Annotated in this window: 21 protein-coding genes and 1 pseudogene; 16 read left to right on the top strand and 6 right to left on the bottom strand. The window is 73.1% G+C overall.

Translation table 11 applies throughout. The features are described 5' to 3' along the window. Positions 1 to 8: 8 nt before the first annotated feature. The 3 genes from ACIQFU_RS07010 to ACIQFU_RS07000 form a co-directional block, all read right to left on the bottom strand. Positions 9 to 668, bottom strand: a complete 660-nt coding sequence (locus ACIQFU_RS07010; RefSeq protein WP_402549583.1) for a fasciclin domain-containing protein — start codon at positions 666 to 668, stop codon at positions 9 to 11. A gap of 314 nt (positions 669 to 982) precedes the next feature. Continuing rightward, positions 983 to 1,915, bottom strand: a complete 933-nt coding sequence (locus tag ACIQFU_RS07005) for a M56 family metallopeptidase (RefSeq protein ID WP_402549582.1) — start codon at positions 1,913 to 1,915, stop codon at positions 983 to 985. 6 nt (positions 1,916 to 1,921) lie between these two features. Continuing rightward, positions 1,922 to 2,350, bottom strand: coding sequence for a BlaI/MecI/CopY family transcriptional regulator (locus tag ACIQFU_RS07000; RefSeq protein ID WP_402549580.1), 429 nt, complete (start codon positions 2,348 to 2,350; stop codon positions 1,922 to 1,924). Between the two features lie 99 nt (positions 2,351 to 2,449). Between ACIQFU_RS07000 and ACIQFU_RS06995 the strand changes: the two genes are divergently transcribed. Further along, positions 2,450 to 3,025: a TerD family protein gene (locus tag ACIQFU_RS06995; protein ID WP_402549578.1), complete on the top strand. Its 576-nt coding sequence runs from the start codon at positions 2,450 to 2,452 to the stop codon at positions 3,023 to 3,025. Positions 3,026 to 3,215: 190 nt separating this feature from the next. Here ACIQFU_RS06995 and ACIQFU_RS06990 read toward each other — a convergent pair whose 3' ends face one another. The 3 genes from ACIQFU_RS06990 to ACIQFU_RS06980 all read right to left on the bottom strand — a co-directional run bounded on the left by ACIQFU_RS06990 (position 3,216) and on the right by ACIQFU_RS06980 (position 7,377). After that, entirely contained in the window at positions 3,216 to 3,905 is a 690-nt protein-coding gene (locus ACIQFU_RS06990; RefSeq protein ID WP_402549576.1) for a lytic polysaccharide monooxygenase, read from the bottom strand. A gap of 238 nt (positions 3,906 to 4,143) precedes the next feature. After that, positions 4,144 to 6,168, bottom strand: a complete 2,025-nt coding sequence (locus ACIQFU_RS06985; protein WP_402550017.1) for a DUF1996 domain-containing protein — start codon at positions 6,166 to 6,168, stop codon at positions 4,144 to 4,146. Positions 6,169 to 6,363: 195 nt separating this feature from the next. Next, positions 6,364 to 7,377 carry a zinc-binding dehydrogenase gene (locus ACIQFU_RS06980; protein WP_402549575.1) on the bottom strand — a complete coding sequence of 338 codons (1,014 nt, stop codon included), beginning with the start codon at positions 7,375 to 7,377 and terminating at the stop codon, positions 6,364 to 6,366. 114 nt (positions 7,378 to 7,491) lie between these two features. Here ACIQFU_RS06980 and ACIQFU_RS06975 point away from each other — a divergent pair, with 114 nt between their 5' ends. From ACIQFU_RS06975 to ACIQFU_RS06905, 15 genes and pseudogenes are all read left to right on the top strand, one after another. Continuing rightward, a complete protein-coding gene (locus ACIQFU_RS06975; protein ID WP_402549573.1) occupies positions 7,492 to 8,076 on the top strand; it encodes a TetR/AcrR family transcriptional regulator in 585 nt (194 codons plus the stop codon). 97 nt (positions 8,077 to 8,173) lie between these two features. After that, positions 8,174 to 8,971, top strand: coding sequence for an SDR family NAD(P)-dependent oxidoreductase (locus ACIQFU_RS06970; RefSeq protein WP_402549571.1), 798 nt, complete (start codon positions 8,174 to 8,176; stop codon positions 8,969 to 8,971). 100 nt (positions 8,972 to 9,071) lie between these two features. After that, positions 9,072 to 9,725, top strand: a complete 654-nt coding sequence (locus ACIQFU_RS06965; RefSeq protein ID WP_402549570.1) for a class I SAM-dependent methyltransferase — start codon at positions 9,072 to 9,074, stop codon at positions 9,723 to 9,725. 43 nt (positions 9,726 to 9,768) lie between these two features. Further along, entirely contained in the window at positions 9,769 to 10,086 is a 318-nt protein-coding gene (locus tag ACIQFU_RS06960; RefSeq protein WP_402549568.1) for a gas vesicle protein, read from the top strand. 36 nt (positions 10,087 to 10,122) lie between these two features. Beyond that, the gene (locus tag ACIQFU_RS06955) at positions 10,123 to 10,641 is read left to right on the top strand and encodes a gas vesicle structural protein GvpA (RefSeq protein ID WP_402549566.1); all 519 of its coding nucleotides are present in this window, start codon (positions 10,123 to 10,125) and stop codon (positions 10,639 to 10,641) included. Beyond that, on the top strand, positions 10,638 to 11,420 hold the full coding sequence (locus tag ACIQFU_RS06950; RefSeq protein ID WP_402549565.1) for a GvpL/GvpF family gas vesicle protein: 783 nt from the start codon (positions 10,638 to 10,640) through the stop codon (positions 11,418 to 11,420). The genes ACIQFU_RS06955 and ACIQFU_RS06950 overlap by 4 nt, the downstream gene beginning before the upstream one ends. A 4-nt stretch (positions 11,421 to 11,424) precedes the next feature. Further along, entirely contained in the window at positions 11,425 to 11,703 is a 279-nt protein-coding gene (locus tag ACIQFU_RS06945; RefSeq protein ID WP_007389500.1) for a gas vesicle protein GvpG, read from the top strand. Then, positions 11,700 to 12,272: a hypothetical protein gene (locus ACIQFU_RS06940; protein WP_402549564.1), complete on the top strand. Its 573-nt coding sequence runs from the start codon at positions 11,700 to 11,702 to the stop codon at positions 12,270 to 12,272. The genes ACIQFU_RS06945 and ACIQFU_RS06940 overlap by 4 nt, the downstream gene beginning before the upstream one ends. Further along, positions 12,269 to 13,249, top strand: a complete 981-nt coding sequence (locus tag ACIQFU_RS06935) for an SRPBCC family protein (RefSeq protein ID WP_402549563.1) — start codon at positions 12,269 to 12,271, stop codon at positions 13,247 to 13,249. The genes ACIQFU_RS06940 and ACIQFU_RS06935 overlap by 4 nt, the downstream gene beginning before the upstream one ends. A 21-nt stretch (positions 13,250 to 13,270) precedes the next feature. After that, positions 13,271 to 13,615, top strand: a complete 345-nt coding sequence (locus ACIQFU_RS06930; protein ID WP_402549562.1) for a gas vesicle protein — start codon at positions 13,271 to 13,273, stop codon at positions 13,613 to 13,615. After that, on the top strand, positions 13,612 to 14,457 hold the full coding sequence (locus tag ACIQFU_RS06925) for a GvpL/GvpF family gas vesicle protein (RefSeq protein WP_402549560.1): 846 nt from the start codon (positions 13,612 to 13,614) through the stop codon (positions 14,455 to 14,457). Before ACIQFU_RS06930 ends, ACIQFU_RS06925 begins: the two co-directional genes overlap by 4 nt. Next, positions 14,454 to 14,702, top strand: coding sequence for a gas vesicle protein (locus tag ACIQFU_RS06920; protein ID WP_016325204.1), 249 nt, complete (start codon positions 14,454 to 14,456; stop codon positions 14,700 to 14,702). The genes ACIQFU_RS06925 and ACIQFU_RS06920 overlap by 4 nt, the downstream gene beginning before the upstream one ends. Beyond that, positions 14,699 to 14,992, top strand: a complete 294-nt coding sequence (locus tag ACIQFU_RS06915) for a gas vesicle protein K (RefSeq protein WP_402549559.1) — start codon at positions 14,699 to 14,701, stop codon at positions 14,990 to 14,992. The genes ACIQFU_RS06920 and ACIQFU_RS06915 overlap by 4 nt, the downstream gene beginning before the upstream one ends. Positions 14,993 to 15,073: 81 nt before the next feature. Then, a complete protein-coding gene (locus tag ACIQFU_RS06910; protein ID WP_402549558.1) occupies positions 15,074 to 16,180 on the top strand; it encodes a substrate-binding domain-containing protein in 1,107 nt (368 codons plus the stop codon). Between the two features lie 126 nt (positions 16,181 to 16,306). Beyond that, positions 16,307 to 16,934 (top strand): annotated as a pseudogene (locus tag ACIQFU_RS06905) (ABC transporter substrate-binding protein); the annotation flags it as partial.

Below are 16,934 nucleotides of genomic sequence, written 5' to 3'. Positions count from 1 at the left end.
CCCGAGCGTCAGCTCTTGGGCATGAGGACGGTGTCGATGATGTACACGTTGGCGTTGGCGGTCTTCACGTTGCCGCAGACGACCTGGGCGGAGTCGTCGACCTTGTAGGACTCGCCCGATCCCGAGGTGGTCAGCTTGGACTTCTGCAGCGTGTCGAAGGAACCGTTCTCCAGGTCCTTGGGGGCGAGCTTCTGACCCACCACGTGGTAGGTCAGGATGTCGGTCAGCATCGCCTTGTCATTGAGGACCTTGTCCAGGTCGGCCTTCGGGATCTTGGCGAAGGCGTCGTTGGTCGGCGCGAACACCGTGATGTTCTCGGCGTTGTTGAGCGTGTCGACCAGGCCGGCCTTCTTCACCGCGGACACCAGCGTGGACAGGGCCGGGTTGTTCGAGGCGGCCGTGGCGACCGGGTCCTTTGCCATGCCGTCGAACGAACCGGCGCCCTCCTTCGGCACCGTGGAGCAGGCCGGGCCGAAGGGCTCGTCGGAGTCCGCCATGCCGCCGGAGGTGTCGGCCGACTGGTCGTCGCCCGCCGCGGGGGCCGAGGTGGAGGCCTGCGCGGAGTCCGAGGAGCCGCTGTCGCCGTCGTCGGAACAGGCGGCCAGGGACAGGGGCAGGACGGCGGCCGCGACAACGGCGACGGCGGAGCGGCGAATGCGGGCGTTCATGGAAAATCTCCCTGAAAACGGGCAGCTCGAAGGCTGCGTCGGTGCGGAGTCGTGGTGCGGAGCTGAAGTGGTGTGCGGCGGGCCGCCGAGCAGGCGGTGCCGTTACGTGGCGGCCGGCCGACCCGGATCCGGGGTCAGCCGCCGGTTCGCGGTCGGCACGGTCTCGGTTCTTCCCTCACACGGGGAATCCGGAGCAGGCCCCGGTCCGGATTGGTTCCTCACCCGATCGAGTGAGGAAGTTTCAGGAGAGCACCTGTGACCTGGGGATTTCCCGAAGACGCCACAGGGAGTGAGAGACGGGGAGTGAGAGACCCTCAGAACGGCGTCGAGGCCCGCAGGATGAGGAACATGGTGACGGCGGCGTTCGCGGACGACATCGCCGAGACGGCGGTCCCGGCGGCCGCGGCCCACGCCGCCAGCCCCACGGACGTGAACACCGGGGGCCAGGTGCGCACGGCCGGGGCGGGACCCAGCAGGGCGGCCACCCGGCGGGGCACCGGGCCGGGCGCCGCAAGACCGGCGAGGGTGGCGACGGGGGTGCCGCGGGAGACGAGGGCCGCCTTGCCGATCGCGGTCGCCACCGCGCGGCGGTCGCCGACCGTCCGTGCGGCCGCCTCGTCCGCCCACCGCTCCGCCGTGTAGGACACGGCCGTGCGCAGGGGGCGCAGGAACGGGTTGGCCAGCGCGGCGAGCCGGACGGCGAGCAGGAAGCGGTGGTGCCGGGCGGCGAGATGGGCCCGCTCATGGGCGAACAGGGCGCGCCTCTCCCCCGCTTCGAGGCAGTCGAGCAGCGCCGTGCTCACCACCACACGCTCCCGTCGTCCGCCGGGCAGCGCGTAGGCGTAGGGCACGTCGTCCGGCAGTACGGCGACCCCGGTGCCCGGCAGCCCGGCCAGTGCGCGGTGGGCGCGGCGGCGCACCCTGCCGTGCCGCCACAGGGCCCGCACCGAGGCCGCAACGACCGCGCAGAGCGCGGGGATCGCGGCCTTGCCGACGACCTCGTCGTAGGGCACCGCCGCCCGCACCTCGGGGTCCGACCAGGCGTCGGGCAGCGGGTTTCCCGGGAGTTGGGCGGTGCCGACCACCATCACCAGGGCCAGGCACAGGGTGCTGCACAGGGCCATCACGGCGGCGACGACGGTGAGCAGCCTGGTCGCGGTGCGCGGGTGCAGGTGCTGCTCGGCCAGCCTGGCGATCGGCCACGCCGTCAGCGGCAGGACCAGTGGCAGGAAGACGAAGACCCCCATGCGGTGTCAGCCGTCCTCCGCGGCACGCGCGTGCCCCAGCAGTTCGCGCAGCAGCCGTTCGTCGTCCGGGTCGAGGCCCGTGACGAAGCTGGCCAGCACCGCTTCCCGGTCGCTCTCGGCGTCCAGGACCTTGCGCATCTTCCGGGCGGCCAGTCCGGCCTGGTCCGAGGCGGGCGTCCAGGCGAAGGACCGGCCGGCGCGCTCTCGGCTGACGGCGCCCTTCTCGAGCAGGCGGCTCAGAATCGTGATCACCGTGGTGTAGGCGAGGTCGCCGCCGAGGCGCTCCTGCACCCAGCCGGCCGTCGCCGGCCGGTCCGCCTCGCGCAGCGCGGACAGCACCAGTGCCTCCAGCTCACCCTGGCCCCGTCGCCGCGGACGCCGGTCATCCGTCACCGCCCGCCTCCTTCCGCCGCCGATCGTCTTCCGAGGCGACATCGTATAGAAGGCCTTCTTCTACAGTGTTGTAGATTGAACCCAGGAACACGGAACGCGACGATCACGACGAACTCGACGAACTCGACGAAGGAGAACGCAGTGGGAGTTTCCCTGGCCAAGGGCGGCAACGTCTCGCTCAGCAAGGAGGCGCCCGGCCTGACCGCCGTGCTGGTCGGTCTGGGCTGGGACGTGCGCACCACGACCGGCACCGACTACGACCTCGACGCCTCCGCGCTGCTCCTCGACGCGTCGGGCAAGGTGCTCTCGGACGGGCACTTCGTCTTCTACAACAACCTCACCAGCCCGGACGGCTCGGTCGAGCACACCGGTGACAACCTCACCGGTGAGGGCGAGGGCGACGACGAGGCGGTCAAGGTGAACCTCGCCGCGGTCCCGGCCGAGGTGGACCGGATCGTCTTCCCGGTCTCCATCCACGACGCGGAGAACCGCGGCCAGAGCTTCGGCCAGGTCCGCAACGCCTTCATCCGGGTCGTCAACCAGGCGAACAGCCAGGAGATCGCCCGCTACGACCTGTCCGAGGACGCCTCGACCGAGACCGCGATGGTCTTCGGCGAGCTGTACCGGCACGGGGCCGAGTGGAAGTTCCGCGCGGTCGGGCAGGGCTACGCCTCGGGGCTGGCGGGCATCGCCGCGGACTTCGGCGTCAACGTCTGACACGGCCCCGAAGGGTCAGTGGTCCGTGGCGCAGCACCACCCAGGTCGCAGTAGTCCATGAGGGGACGTATACCGCACCCGGGGATGGTCGCGGAGCGCTTCGGCCCACGGTCGCACCGGCCGTGTCCCGACCGGTGTCCCCGCCGGACGCGGTGCGCCCGGCGGGGGTGGGGGACGGGGACGGGGCGGGTCAGCCGAAGTCGACGTCGCTGCACAGGAAGTACGTCTGGTCCATGTGGGACGCCTGCCAGATCGTGTAGACGACGTGCCGGCCGCTCAGCCCCGAGGTACTCACCGGGATCTCGTAGTTCTGGCTGGGCCCGTAGCTGCCCGTACGCGCGACCTGCTGGAGGTCTCCCCAGGTCAGGGCCTGCGTGGCGGGGTCGAAGCCCTGCTTGGTGACGTAGACCAGGAAGTAGTCGGCGCCGTGGCTGGCCTGGTCGTAGAGCTTGACGGTGAAGTCGTCGGTGACGTCCGTGGTCTGCCAGGGCCCCACGGCGTCGAGGGAGTTGTAGCGGCCGCTCTCGGTCCGGCCGCCGCTGCAGAGCTGCCCGTCGGGAACGACGGCTTCGAAGTTCCCGGCCGAGCCGTTGCGGTAGAGGCCGTTCCAGTTCCACATGGCGTTGGGGTCGTCCTGCCACGCCTGCCAGCACATCGGGTCCTCGTCGGCCATGGCCGGGTTCTGGAAGTCGTCGCCCCAGCGCTCCCAGCAGCCGTAGTTGCGGGAGGCGGGGTCGACGACCGAACCGTGGGCGACGGCGGTGCCGCTCCAGGGGATCAGGGTGAGCAGGGCCGCGGTCAGGGTGCTGAGGGCGAGGGTCGTCACCCGTCGGGCTCTTCCGGCAGGCATGACCTTATTGACGCGATCATGACAAGTCATGGGTCCTTCTTTCACGTGGGGGGACGGTGCGGGACCTGGCGAGCACTAGTGGGAGCGCTCCCAAGACGTTTCGCAGACCAGGCTGCGCCCGGGTAAAGAGATTGACAACACCCCGAATGAGCCAGTTCCCGCGGCGCGGTGGCGTGTTCGACACCTTCGACGCGTTCGATGCGTCTCGGCCCGGCGGGTGGGCGGGGGAATGCCCCGCCCACCCGTCGTCATGCCGCTGCCGCAGCCGTCACAGCACGCGTCGCCTGGAGCGGACCAGCAGGACACACCCGCCGGCGAAGAGCACGCCGCCGACCGCAGCGGGCCACAGCCCGAGACCGGAGCCCGTCTCGGCGAGCCCGCCCTGCGCCTGCGGCTCGGGGGCCGACCCGGCACCGCCGCCGTTGCCACCGTTGCCGGTGTTCTGGGTCTTTCCGGGTGCGGCCACGGCGCTGCTCACGTCGCCCGGGGTGTCCGCCGGTGTCGTCGCGGCCCTGGGCTCGGCACTCGCGGAGGCACCGGCGTCCTGGGTCCGGGTGGCCGGGGGTGCGGTCTCGGCACCGCCAGGTCGGCCGTCGTTCTGGCCGTCGTTCTGGCCGTCGTTCTGGCCGTCGTTCTGGCCGTCGTTCTGGCCGTCGTTCTGGCCGTCGTTCTGGCCGTCGTTCTGGCCGGGGGCCTTCCCGTCCCCCTTCCCGTCGTCCTTTCCGTCGTCCGCTCCGCCCGCCTGGTCGTCCTGGCCGGTGTCCGCGGGTGCGGAGGCCGTGGCGGTCTGCTCGGCCGGGGGCTCGGCGGTCTGGCCGTCGCCGTCGCCCGGCTGCTCCTCACCCTCGCCCGGCTGGGACCCGGGGGGCGTGTCCGCACCGCACTCGCGGCCGGAGTTGATGCACTCGACCATCTCGCGCATCAGGTCCTCGTCGAAGACGTTGATGAAGTCGCTGTGGTCGGTGACCGGCTTGTGCAGCTGCTCGGGGAAGGAGTCCACGGCGAAGAGCGGGACGGTCCTGCCCCCGTCCGCCAGGCTCGGCGCTGCCACGTCGTACACGACCCGCTGCACCAGTCGCGGAACGGGCCGGAACCCCTCCGGGCAGCTGCCGTCGGCGGCGGCGAAGGCCATGTGGGTGCGGTGGTTGGCGCTGTCGATGTTGCGGCCGTCCCAGCAGCTCTGGAAGGTGAAGGTGCGCACCACGTCGCTGCCCGAGGGGCAGAGCGGGTACTTGTCCTTCAGCTGCCGGTCCTCGAAGCCGGTGCAGCTCCAAGAGGCGTTCGCGTTGGTGTCGCCGTTGACGAACGCCTTGGCGTCGCCGGTGATGATGCGCAGCAGCCGCGGCATGTCCGTGACCTTGCCGCGCTCGTTGCCCTCGAACGTCAGGGTGACCTCCGCCGGCGTCACGATCTCGCCCGCGTTGCCCTCGATGCCGCCGCCCGGCGACTCGGCGTCCTGCTCGGCGGTGCCGTTCTGGAGGCGGAGCACCGGCCAGTAGTACGAGGACTTGTCGCCCTGGTCGGCGCAGCTGGTGCCGGCGGCGGCCAGGTCGTCGTCGCTGGCGAAGGCGCTGTTGCCCTGGTTGCCGACGTAGTCGTGGAAGTGGTGGGCTCCGTTGCCGACGCCGGGGGCGGCGATCAGGTTGTCCGAGTTGAACAGGCCCTCGGCGTTGACACCGCAGCTGGTGGCGAAGGAGCCGGTCGAGGCGTTCTTCTTGCGGCCCGCCCGCTCGACGGCGGGCTGGACGGACTTGATGTCGGCGTAGTCCGCGGCCACGGGGCCGTTGCCGGCCTGTCCGCCGTTGCCGGGCTGCTGCTCGTCACCGGACGCTTCGCCCTTGCCGTCCTCCTGGCCCTGGCCCTGCTCCTGCCCCTGGCCCTGCTCGTCCGGGCTGCCGCTGCCCGCGTCCGTCGACGCGATCTCTGTACGGCGCAGGGTGCACTGGGCCAGGGTGTCCAGGCCCTCGGGGCGGTCACCGGCCCGGCCGACGGCGGCGGCGATGCGTTCGATGGTCGCCGCGCGCTCCTTCTTCAGCGGGTCCAGGATCGCGGCCTCGTCGACGGTGCCGTCGTCCGCGGTGCGGGCGGCTTCCTGGAGCCCGCCGTACGCGGCGGCGATCTGCTCGTCGAGCTGGGCGAGTTGCTTGTCGACCTCCGGCCTGGCCTGCTCCGGGACGGCCGTGAGCCGCTCGGTCAGGTCGGGGCAGTCGACGGTGGCGGCGACACCGGAACTGCCCAGGGGAACCGCGGCGTTGCCGGACTCGGTCGCGGAGGCGAAGACGTTGACGGCCACCAGGCCGCTGCCCCCCAGTATCAGCGCGACCGCTCCGAAGGTCGCGCGCCGCGCCCCGGTCGGGCGTCTGCGCCTGTTGTGTCCCAAGGCGTGCTCCTGTGTCGTGACGGACTGGACATGAAATGCCCCCGGCTCCATACGGAACCGGGGGCCGGAGCGTTCAACCGCCGCTGGAATTCTCAGGTTTCCCTCACCTCACGGGCGCAGCACCAGCCGGATCGGGTCGCCCTGCTTCTTCTCGAGCCGGGCGACCGCCTCGGCGGCCTCGGCGAGTGGCAGCACCCCGCTGACGGAACCGGAGAAGTCGAGGCGGCCGCCCTGGATCAGCCGCAGGAGCTGGGGCAGGGCCACCGGCATGTCGGAGCCGTAGTGGCCGAGGACGCGCTGCTGGAGGTAGCTGAAACGGGTCCCGTCCGTGACGGTGAGCGGCTTGTCGGTCAGACCCACCAGGACCAGCCGCCCCTTGGGCGCGAGGACGGAGACCGCCTGCTCCCGCACGGCCGGCACACCCGCGAAGTCGAAGGCGGCGGCGAGCCCGAGACTCCCGGTCGCCGCCCGGACCGTCCGGCGCAGCTCGGGGTCGGCGGAGTCCAGGGCCAGGTCGGCACCGGCGGCCAGGGCGCGTTCGCGGGCGACGGGGTTGGGGTCGACGGCCACGACGGGGCAGGCGCCGATCGCCCGGAGCAGCTGCACGGCGTGGACGCCGAGGCCGCCGACGCCCCATACGCCGACCGCCTCGGCGGGCCGGACCTGGCCGGTCTCGGTGATCGCGCCCCACGGGGTGGACACCGCGTCCGGGATGATCGCGCCCTGTTCGAAGGGGATGGCGTCGGGCAGCGGCGTCATCGCGTCGGCGGCGGAGAGGGCGTACTCGGCCCAGCCGCCGTCGTAGTCGACGCCGCGGGTGTACACGGCCCCGTCCCGCGCCTCGCCGGCGTGCAGCACGACCCGCTGTCCCGGCGACCACGCGGTGACGCCCGCACCGGTCTCGGCGACGGTGCCGGAGACCTCGTGGCCGAGGGTGACCGTGTCTCCCTGGAGGAGCAGCGGGGTGAGGGTGCCGTCGACGAGGTGCACGTCGGACAGGCACACCCCGGCCGCCTCGACCTTGACCAGCACCTCCCCGGGGCCCGGCTGCGGACGGGGCACCTCTTCGAGCCGCAGGGTGCGGCTCGGGACGTGCAGGCGGGCGGCGAGCATCTGCGCCATGGCGGGACCTCCTCGGTGCGGCGGCGGCCTCGGGACGGTCCACAGCGGACCATCGCAGGTCGACTTGCGTTAACCGTACACCCAACGCAGGGCCACTTGCTTTACGCTGGTCCGATGAGCTCACCGGAACCCGCCGCCCCACCCTTGCGCCGCCGCGGGGAGCGGATGCGGCAGGCCGTGCTGGCGGCCACGGTGGAGCTGCTGTCGAGCCAGGGCCTGGCGGGCGCGACGGTCGGCGCCGTGGCCCGGGCGGCCGGGGTGCACGAGACCTCCGTGTACCGGCGCTGGGGCACCCGCGAGAACCTGATCCTGGACGCGCTGACCACAGAACTGGACGCCGCGCTGCCGGTCCCGGACACCGGGCGGGTCCGGGACGACCTGCTGGCGTTCTTCTCCGCCCTGGCGCGGCTCCTCGCCACCCCGCAGGGCCGGGCACTGCTGCGGCTGAGCGTCGAGCACGACGACACCCTGGAGGACCGGCGCGGCCCTTACTGGAGCGAGCGTCTGGACCGCGCCGTGGTGATGGTCCGGCGCGGCGCCGAGCGGGGCGAGCTGGCCGCGGACACCGATCCCGGGCTGCTGATCGAGGCGGTCAGCGGTCCGCTGTTCACGCGGGTGCTGCTCGGCGGGGCACCGCCGGCCGACGTACTCGTACGGGGGCTGGTGGACCTGGCGCTGGACGGGGCCCGTCCGCGGTGAGCGGTGCGGCCGGGTGCCGGTCCGTGAGGGTGCGAAGGCCCGGATCGGGGCACCCGGCGGACGTCAGGGGCGCGGGTGCGCCGAGGACGGAGGAGCCATGGACGGCAGCAGGCCGCTCGCCCTGGTCACTGGGGCCTCCAGCGGTATCGGGTACGAACTCGCGGCGCTGTTCGCGGAGCACGGCCACGACCTCGTGGTCAACGCCGAGGACGAACGGCTGGAGCACGCCGCCCGGCGGCTGCGGGAGACCGGCGTGGAGGTACGGGCCGTACGCGCGGACCTCAGGAACCCCGAGGGCGTGGACCAGCTGGTCGCCGCCCTGAGCGGGCTCGCGGTGGACGTGGCGGCACTCAACGCCGGGGTGGGGCAGGGCGGCGCCTTCGTCGACACCGACCTCGTTGACGACCAGTCCGTCATCGACCTCAACGTGACGTCGACCGTGCGGCTCGCCAAGCCCCTCGTGCGCGACATGGTGGCACGTGGGGTCGGGCGGCTCATGTTCACGTCCTCGGTCGCGGCGACGATGCCGGGCTCCTTCCAGTCCGTCTACAACGCGTCGAAGTCGTTCGTCCAGTCCTTCGCCCAGGCTCTCCAGGAGGAGGTCGGAGACACCGGCGTCACGGTCACCTCCTTCATGCCGGGGCCGACGGAGACCGACTTCTTCCGCCGGGCGGGCATGGAGGACACCAAGGTCGGCACCATGCCGAAGGACGACCCGGCGCAGGTCGCCCGGCAGGCGTTCGACGCCGTCATGAAGGGCCGCGGGAAGCTGGTCACCGGCTCGGCGAAGACCAAGGCGCAGGGAGTGGCGGACAAGGTGCTGCCGGACCGCGTCAAGGCCGCCGTGCACCGCCGGATGGCCGAGCCGGGGACCGCGGAGGACGACGACAGCTAGTCCCGGCGTGGGACCCCTCGTCCGAAGGGCCCCTTGCCGGGGGCTCGTTCCCGGTGGAACGATGCCCGGGGCACCGGCTCGCCGCACCGAAGGGACCGCCGTGACCGACGACCAGGACCGCCCGCGGGCCGCCGCCGCGTTCGACGCGCTGGGCGCCGAGTACGAGAAGGCGTTCGCCGGGTCGAGGGAGCACCGCCACTCGCTGGAGTGGCTGCTGGCGCGGCTCGCGCCGGGCAGCCGGGTGCTGGACGTGGGCAGCGGGACCGGCCGGCCCACCGCCGAGACCCTCGCGGACGCAGGGCACGAGGTGCTGGGCATCGACGTCTCCCCCGTCATGGTGGAGCTGGCCGCGAGGCAGGTGCCCGCCGCCACCTTCCGGTGCGCGGACGTCCGTGACGTACCGCTGGAGGACGGCTCGTTCGACGCCGTCTGCGTGTACTTCTCGCTGCTCCAGCTGGACCGGCGGGAGCAGACGGATCTCGTACGGCGTCTTGTGCGGCTGCTGAGGCCGGAGGGTTACCTGGTGCTGGCCACCGTGCCGCTCGACGTGGAGGGCGTCGACGCCGCCTTCATGGGCCAGCCGGTGCGTGTGACCAGCTTCCCCGCGCAGGAACTGGTCGCCCTGGCCGAGGACGCGGGCCTGGAGGTGCTGGCCGAGGAGGCGTCGATGTTCACCCCGGCCCACCCGGACGCCCGGCCGGAGCCGCACCTCTTCCTGCACTGCCGGCGCACGGGCCAGCCCCGGATGGGGTAACTGCGCACGCGCGGACCGGGGTCCCGCGGTCAGAGTGGGCAGCATGACAGAACCTGGCGAGCGACGGCGCCGCTCCACTTCCACGGCCACCCGCGAACGTGGCGTGCGGGACGCGCGCGACGCCGCCCGGCACGCCGCCGACGCCCTGTCCGAGCTGATCCGGCACCACCTCGAAGGGGTCTCCGCGGTGTGCCGGGGCGAGGACGGCGGCTGGATCGTCGACGTGGACGTGCTGGAGGTGGCACGCATCCCCGACACCACCAGTCTGCTCGCCACCTACGAGGTCGAGCTGGACCCGGCGGGCGACCTGATCCAGTACCGCAGGATCGCGCGCTACCGGCGCGGTGCCCAGGACCAGTGAGCGGGCCGCGAGGCCCGCGCCCGGAAGGACCACCGCATGATCACCTACGACGACGAGGTCGTCTGCGCGCCCCGCGCCGGAACCCTCTACGACGTCCTCGAACTCATCCTCGACCGCGGCATGGTCATCGACGTCTTCGTGCGCGTCTCCCTGGTCGGCATCGAGATCCTCAAGGTGGACGCGCGCATCGTGGTCGCGAGCGTCGACACCTATCTGCGCTTCGCCGAGGCCTGCAACCGGCTGGACCTGGAGCACGACGTGCGCTCCAAGACCGTGCCCGAGATGTTCGGCAGCCCGGTGGCCAGGACCGTGGGCAAGGCGGGCGCCAAGCGGACGGCGCGCTCCCTCACCGACAAGGTGCGCGACGTCCTCACGCCCGAGCACGCGTCCGGGCACGAGGAGGAAGCGGAGGAGACGGAGACCCGGCCCCGTGAACGCGCGGAGCGCACCAGGAGCACGCAGCGGCCGCGCGGCCGCTCCGCCGCACGTCCCCGCGACGAGGACGACCGCCCCCGCTCCCGCCCCCGCCGGCGCACCGAGGAGGAGGACCGATGACCGCGCCCGCCACCACAGCCCCCGAAGCCGCCCGTGAGCCGGCCGCCGCGCCGAAGGCCCTCTACGTCTACGGCATCGCGCCCGCCGGGATCCGCACCCCGCGGTCCCACGGCGTCGACGGCGCCACCGTGCGGCTGCTGACCGAGTCCGGGCTGTGCGCCGCGGTGTCGGCCGCGCCCCCGCGGCTGCGTCCCCGGCGCCGTGATCTGCTGGCCCACCAGGCCGTCCTGGACGAACTGGCGGCGCAGGGACCGGTGCTGCCCATGCGGTTCGCCGTCCTCAGCCCGCGGACCGACACCCTGCTCGCCCAACTGCGCTCGGACGCGGACCACTTGACGCGGCAGCTCGAAGACGTACGAGGGTGCGTGGAACTCAACGTCAAGGGGACGGTGGTGCCCGGCCACTTCGCCGACCTGGTGCGCCGAGACGACAAGCTGCGGAATCTGGCCCTGCGGACCCGCCGGCGGCCGGACTACGAGGCCAACGTCCGGCTGGGCGAGGCGATCGCCCTCGGCGTGCGCCGCGAGGCACGGCGTGCTGCCCGCGAGGTCGTCGACCGACTGGCACCGCTCGCGGTGCGTACTGTGCAGGGCACGACCGACGACGAACAGGTCCTCAGCGCGTCGTTCCTGCTGCGTGAGGGGGACGAACCGCGGTTCAGGCAAGCGGTGGCGGAGCGGTCCCGGGCCTGCGGCGACCGGCTGGCCCTCAGCGTGACCGGGCCCCTGCCCTGCTACAGCTTCGTCGACCCGCGCCCCGCGACACCGGCCGGCCGGTGACCGCATGGGCATCGTGAGCGGTCTCCTCCTGCTGCCCCTCGCACCGGTGCGCGGCACGGCGTGGATCGCGGACCACCTGCTTCAGGAAGCCCGGCGCCAGGCCCACGACCCGCGTGCCGTACAGGCGCGGCTGGCCGCGCTCAACCGGGCCCTGGACGAGGGCGCCATCGACGAGGCGGCCTTCGAACGGGAGGAGGAGCGTCTGCTCACCCTCCTGGAACGCCCGGCCCGGCCCACCGGCCGTACCACCACCACGAATCCAGCGCGGAGACGACACGTATGAACGACAGCAGGACGGCCATGGCGGCTGCCGTGGCGGGCGGATATCTTCTGGGGCGCACCAAGAAGGCCAAGCTCGCCTTCGCGGTCGGCTCCTATCTCGTGGGCCGGCGCGTCGGCCTCTCCCCCGGCCAGGTCCTCGGCCAGGGACTGGGCAGCCTGCAACGGGCCCCGCAGTTCCAGGAGCTGAGCGACCAGGTCCGGGGCGAGCTGCTGACCGCCGGACGCGCGGCCGTCAGCGCCGCCGCGAACCGCCGCCTCACCGGCCTCGCGGACACCCTCCGCGACCGTACCGACGCGCTCGCCGGCGGGGGCCGACGGGACGACGGCCGTGACGACGGCGACGACACCCGGGACGAGGACGCCTACTTCGACGAGGAGGAGCGCGAGGAGGACCGTCGGCCCGCGCCGCCCCGCAGGACGGCCAAGAAGGCTCCGCCGCGCAAGGCCGCGCCGCCCGCGAAGAAGGCGGCCAAGAAGACCGCCGCCAAGTCGACCGCCGCCGGGAAGGCGGCCGGACCGGCGAAGCGGACGGCGGGCCGTGGTGCCGGGCGCGGGGGTGGGCGCGCATGACCCCCGACCGGCAGGACGACGGCGGAACGTCTCCCCTCGGCGACCTCAAGGACGCGCTGGGCGGCTACCTCTCCGCGGCGGGCCACGGTCTCGTCGGCAAGGCGGGGGAACGGGTCGGGTCCCTGACCGACCGCCTGACCGAGTCGGTCGGCGGCGGCTCCAAGAGCGGCGGCGGCTCCGACGGCGGGGGCGGTCGCTCCAACGGCGGCGGTCGTTCCAACGGCGGCGGTGGCAACGGCAAGAGCGGCGGTGGCGGCAGCTCCAAGGGCGGCGGTGGCAGCTCCAAGGGCGGCGGTGGCAGCGTCAAGGCCACGCACATCATGGAGACCGTCGACATCGGCGTCCCCCTGCGCACCGTCTACGACCAGTGGACGCAGCTCCAGGACTTCAGCGGCTTCACCAAGGGTGTCCAGAGCGTCAGCCCCCACGACGAGGTGACCTCGGACTGGACCGCCAAGATCGCCTTCTCGACGCGCAGTTGGAAGGCGACCGTCCAGGAGCAGATCCCCGACCAGCGGATCACCTGGACCTCCGAGGGCGCCAAGGGCAGTACCAACGGGGTGGTCAGCTTCCACGAACTGGCGCCCCGGCTGACCCGCGTCGTCGTGGTCGTCGAGTACTACCCGGCGGGCTTCTTCGAGAAGACCGGCAACCTCTGGCGCGCCCAGGGACGCCGGCTGCGGCTGGATCTGAAGCACTTCGCGCGGCACGTGACGCTGGCGGACGAGGAGGAGATCGAGGGCTGGCGCGGCGAGATCCGCGAGGGCGAGGTCGTCAAGAGCCACGAGGAAGCGCTGGAGGAGGAGAACAGCGAAGAACCCGACGAGTCCCGGTACGAAGACGACGAGGACGACGAAGACGACGACGGTGAAGACGAAGAAGAGGACGCAGAGGACGAGTACGAGGACGACGAGGAGGAGCCGTATGCGGACGAGGAAGACGACGAGGACGACGGACGTGCCCGCCCGCGTCGCTGACGCCGCCGCGGGGAGTACGCGGTGACCGACCTCGACCACCGGTACCCGGGCCTGGAGGCGGAGCCCTACGGGCCCCCGTCCGGCAGCCTCGCCGACCTCCTCGAACGCGTCCTCGACAAGGGCATCGTCATCGCCGGCGACATCAAGATCGACCTGCTCGACATCGAACTGCTGACGATCCGCCTGAGGTTGTTCATCGCCTCGGTGGACACCGCGAAGAAGGCGGGCATCGACTGGTGGGAGACCGATCCCGCGCTGTCCTCCCGGGCCGCGCGGGACGCGCTCGCCGAGGAGAACGCACGGCTGCGGGAGCGCCTCGACGCCCTGGAAGGGGCCGCCGAACAGACGACGGGAGCCGTGCGATGAGCACGACCGCCGCCGGATCGGCCGACCCCGGCATCGTCTGCGCCTTCGCCGTCACCCGCACCCCGCCGGACCCGGCGGCGCTGGCAGCGGCGAGGGGCCACGAGGAGGGCGGTCCGCTGCGCGTCCTGAGCGCGGGCGGCCTGTGCCTGGTCGTCCAGGACGTCCCCGCGGCCCTGTTCGACGAGGAGGCGCTGACGGAGCGTCTCAACCGGCCCGCCGACCTGGAACGCTGCGCGCGCGCCCATCACCGGGGTGTCGAGGCCGCGGCCGGGCGGGGCCCCGTCGTGCCGCTGCCGATGGCGACCCTGTACCGCGGCGACCTGACCGCGGCGCGGGCGGTGACCGCCCGGCAACCGGTGCTGGACACACTGCTCGACCGCCTCCGGGACCGTACGGAGTGGGCGGTGAAGGTGCACGCCGCCGATGCCCCGTCCGGGGCCGCCCCGGACACCGGTGCGCCCACCGGCTCCGGCGGTGCCGGCGGACGCGCCTACCTGAGCCGGGTGAGCGCACGGCGGCGTGACCGGCGCAGCGCCCACGACAAGGCACTGGCCGAGGCGGAGGCCGTCGACGCGGAACTGCGGCGGTACGCGGTCGCCGCGACACGGCACCGCCCGCAGAGCGAGCGGCTGACGGGCCGCCGCGCCCCGCAGTTGCTCAACATCGCCTACCTGGTGGAGGACGCGCGGCGCCCCGCCTTCGCCGAGGCGCTTGCGCGGCTCACCGCCGACGGCCGGCATCCGGCCGTACGGGTGGACGCCTCGGGCCCGTGGATCCCGTACTCCTTCGCGCGCTGGGACGAGGACCCGCAGGCCGGCCCGGTTCAGGAGGTCCCCGCATGACCGTCCCGGACGCCCGTACGCCGGGCCCGGCCCCCGTGCCCTGGGGCGGTCCGGAGCCGTACGCACCGGTCGGGGTGCCTCTGGTCGACCTGCTGGACCGGGTGCTGGCGACCGGGGTCGTGGTCAGCGGCGATCTGGTGCTGGCCGTCGCGGACGTGCCGCTGGTGCGGATCTCCCTGCACGCCCTGCTGTCGTCGGTGAACGAGCGGGTGCCCGCTCCCTGGCCGGACAGCGGGCCGCTGTGACCGCGGCCGGGGCCCACGCCCTCGACCTGGATCCGGAGCGGGTCACCAACGACCTGGCCGCGCTGGTCCTGACCGTGGTGGAGCTGCTGCGCCAGCTCATGGAGCGCCAGGCCGTGCGCCGCTTCGACGAGGGGACGCTGAGCGACGAGCAGGAGGACCGGCTCGGCACGGCGCTCATGCTGCTCGACGAGCGCATGGACGACCTGTGCGCCCAGCACGGCCTGAGCCGCTCCGACCTGAACCTCGACCTGGGCCCGTTGGGCCGCCTCCTCTCCGACCCGGAACCGTAGGGACACACCGGCACCCGGCGCGAGCGATCGTTATGATGACGCGGAATCGCTCAAACGAACATTCTCGGGTGGGGAGACCTGATGCGGGAGCCGGTCGATCTCAGGCGCCAGCGGATACTCGCGGCGGTCCAGGCGCGCGGTACCGCGCGGGTGCGTGACCTCGCCGACGAGTTGCAGGTCTCGGTGGTCACCGTGCGCCGCGACGTGGAGGAGCTGACGCGCGAGGGCAGGCTGAGCCGCGGCCACGGGGTCGTGCGGTCGACGCTGCCGGCCCGGGAGACGGCCCCCGATCCGGTTCCGGCAGGCGGGGACCGGGTGGCCGTGGTCGTTCCCGTACGGCACTCCTACCTCACCGAGACGCTGCACGGCGCGCGCACGGTCCTGGAGCGGGCCGGGGTGCGCATGGCCCTGCACCTCGCGCCGCAGGCGTCCGGTGCCGAGCGTCCGCTGGTGGAGCGGGCGCTGGCGGACGGGGCGGACGGGCTGCTGATCGCCCCGCGCTGGCGCGGCCGGGCCGACGAGGAGGCCGACCACGAGTGGCTGGCCGGTACCGGGGTGCCGACGGTGCTGATGGAGCGCCGCCCGTGGCGCGGCAGCGCGCTGCACGCCCTGGACTCGGTCTGCTCGGACCACTGGTACGGCGCGCATCTGGCGGTGGAGCACCTGGTGGGGCTCGGGCACCGGCGGATCGTGTTCGCCACCCGTCACGACAGTCCCACCGCCCGCTCGCTGCGGGCCGCCTTCACCGAGATCGCCAGGGCCCACCCCCTGGTGGAGCGGTGGGCGTGGACGCTGGTCGCGCCGGAGGCCGGGGTCGACGGACCGTATTCGGCGGACGAGACGGCCGAGCTGCCGGTGCTGATGCGCAAGGTGGGCGCGACCGCGATGGTGCTGCACGGTGACGCGGACGCGCTGATGGTGGTCCAGCGGCTCGCGGAGGAGGGGGTGCGGGTGCCGCAGGACTGCTCGGTGGTGGCGTACGACGACGTGGTGGCCGGTCTCGCCTCGCCGCCGCTGACGGCCGTGTCGCCGCCGAAGGCCGAGGTGGGGCACGCGGCGGCGGAGCTGCTGCTCCAGCGGCTGTCCGAGGCGCCCGGCAGCCGGCAGCCGGGCCGGCGCGTCGAGCTGCTGCCGCGGCTGATGGTGCGGGGGTCGACGGACCGGCCGGCCGAACCGCTCGACGAATGAGCGTTTGAGCGTTTCATTTTCTTCTGATCGATCTATTGACCGTTTGAGGCAGGGCGTTCAGGATTCCGGGTGTCTCGAAGAGTCGTGTCCGCACCCGCGCGGACCCGCAGGAGCCGCGGAGGCGCCATGCCCGGACGACCCAGCCGTCGCTCCGTGCTCGCCGCGATGACCGCCCTACCCCTGACAGGAGCCGTGAGCGCCTGCAGCGGGGGGAACGGTGCATCGTCGGCCCGCACGGGCACCACCACCCGCATCACCTTCTGGTCCGCCCTGCGCGGCAGCCAGGAAGTGGTCGACGCGTTCAACCGCACCCACCGCACCGTCCAGGTGGAGTTCCAGCAGATCCCCTCCGGCGGGCAGGGCGGCTACGCCAAGCTCAGCAACGCCGCCCGGGCGGGGAACGCGCCCGACGTCGCCACCCTTGAGTATCCGCAGGTCCCGGGATACGCCATCGACGGCGTGGCCCGTGACATCACCGACCTGATGAGCGACGGTCTGCGCCGCAAGCTGCTGCCGCAGGCGCTCGGCCTGACCACCTTCGAACGCCGGGTGTTCGCCGTGCCGCTGGACGTCGAGCCCATGGTGATGCACTACCGCGCCGACCTGTTCGACCACTACGGGCTCGAAGCCGCCCGGACCTGGGACGAGTTCGCCGAACAGGCGGGGGGGGGGGGGGGGGGGGGGGGGCGCCCCCCCCCGGCGGGGGGGGGGGGCCCCCCCCGGCGGCGGGCGGGGGGCTCGGCGGCGGGCGGGG

The organism is Streptomyces sp. NPDC093065, from assembly GCF_044754585.1.
In the GTDB taxonomy this organism is placed as follows: domain Bacteria; phylum Actinomycetota; class Actinomycetes; order Streptomycetales; family Streptomycetaceae; genus Streptomyces.
Note: the sequence above shows the minus strand (reverse complement) of the source record. Positions and strands in the feature narration are given on the sequence as shown.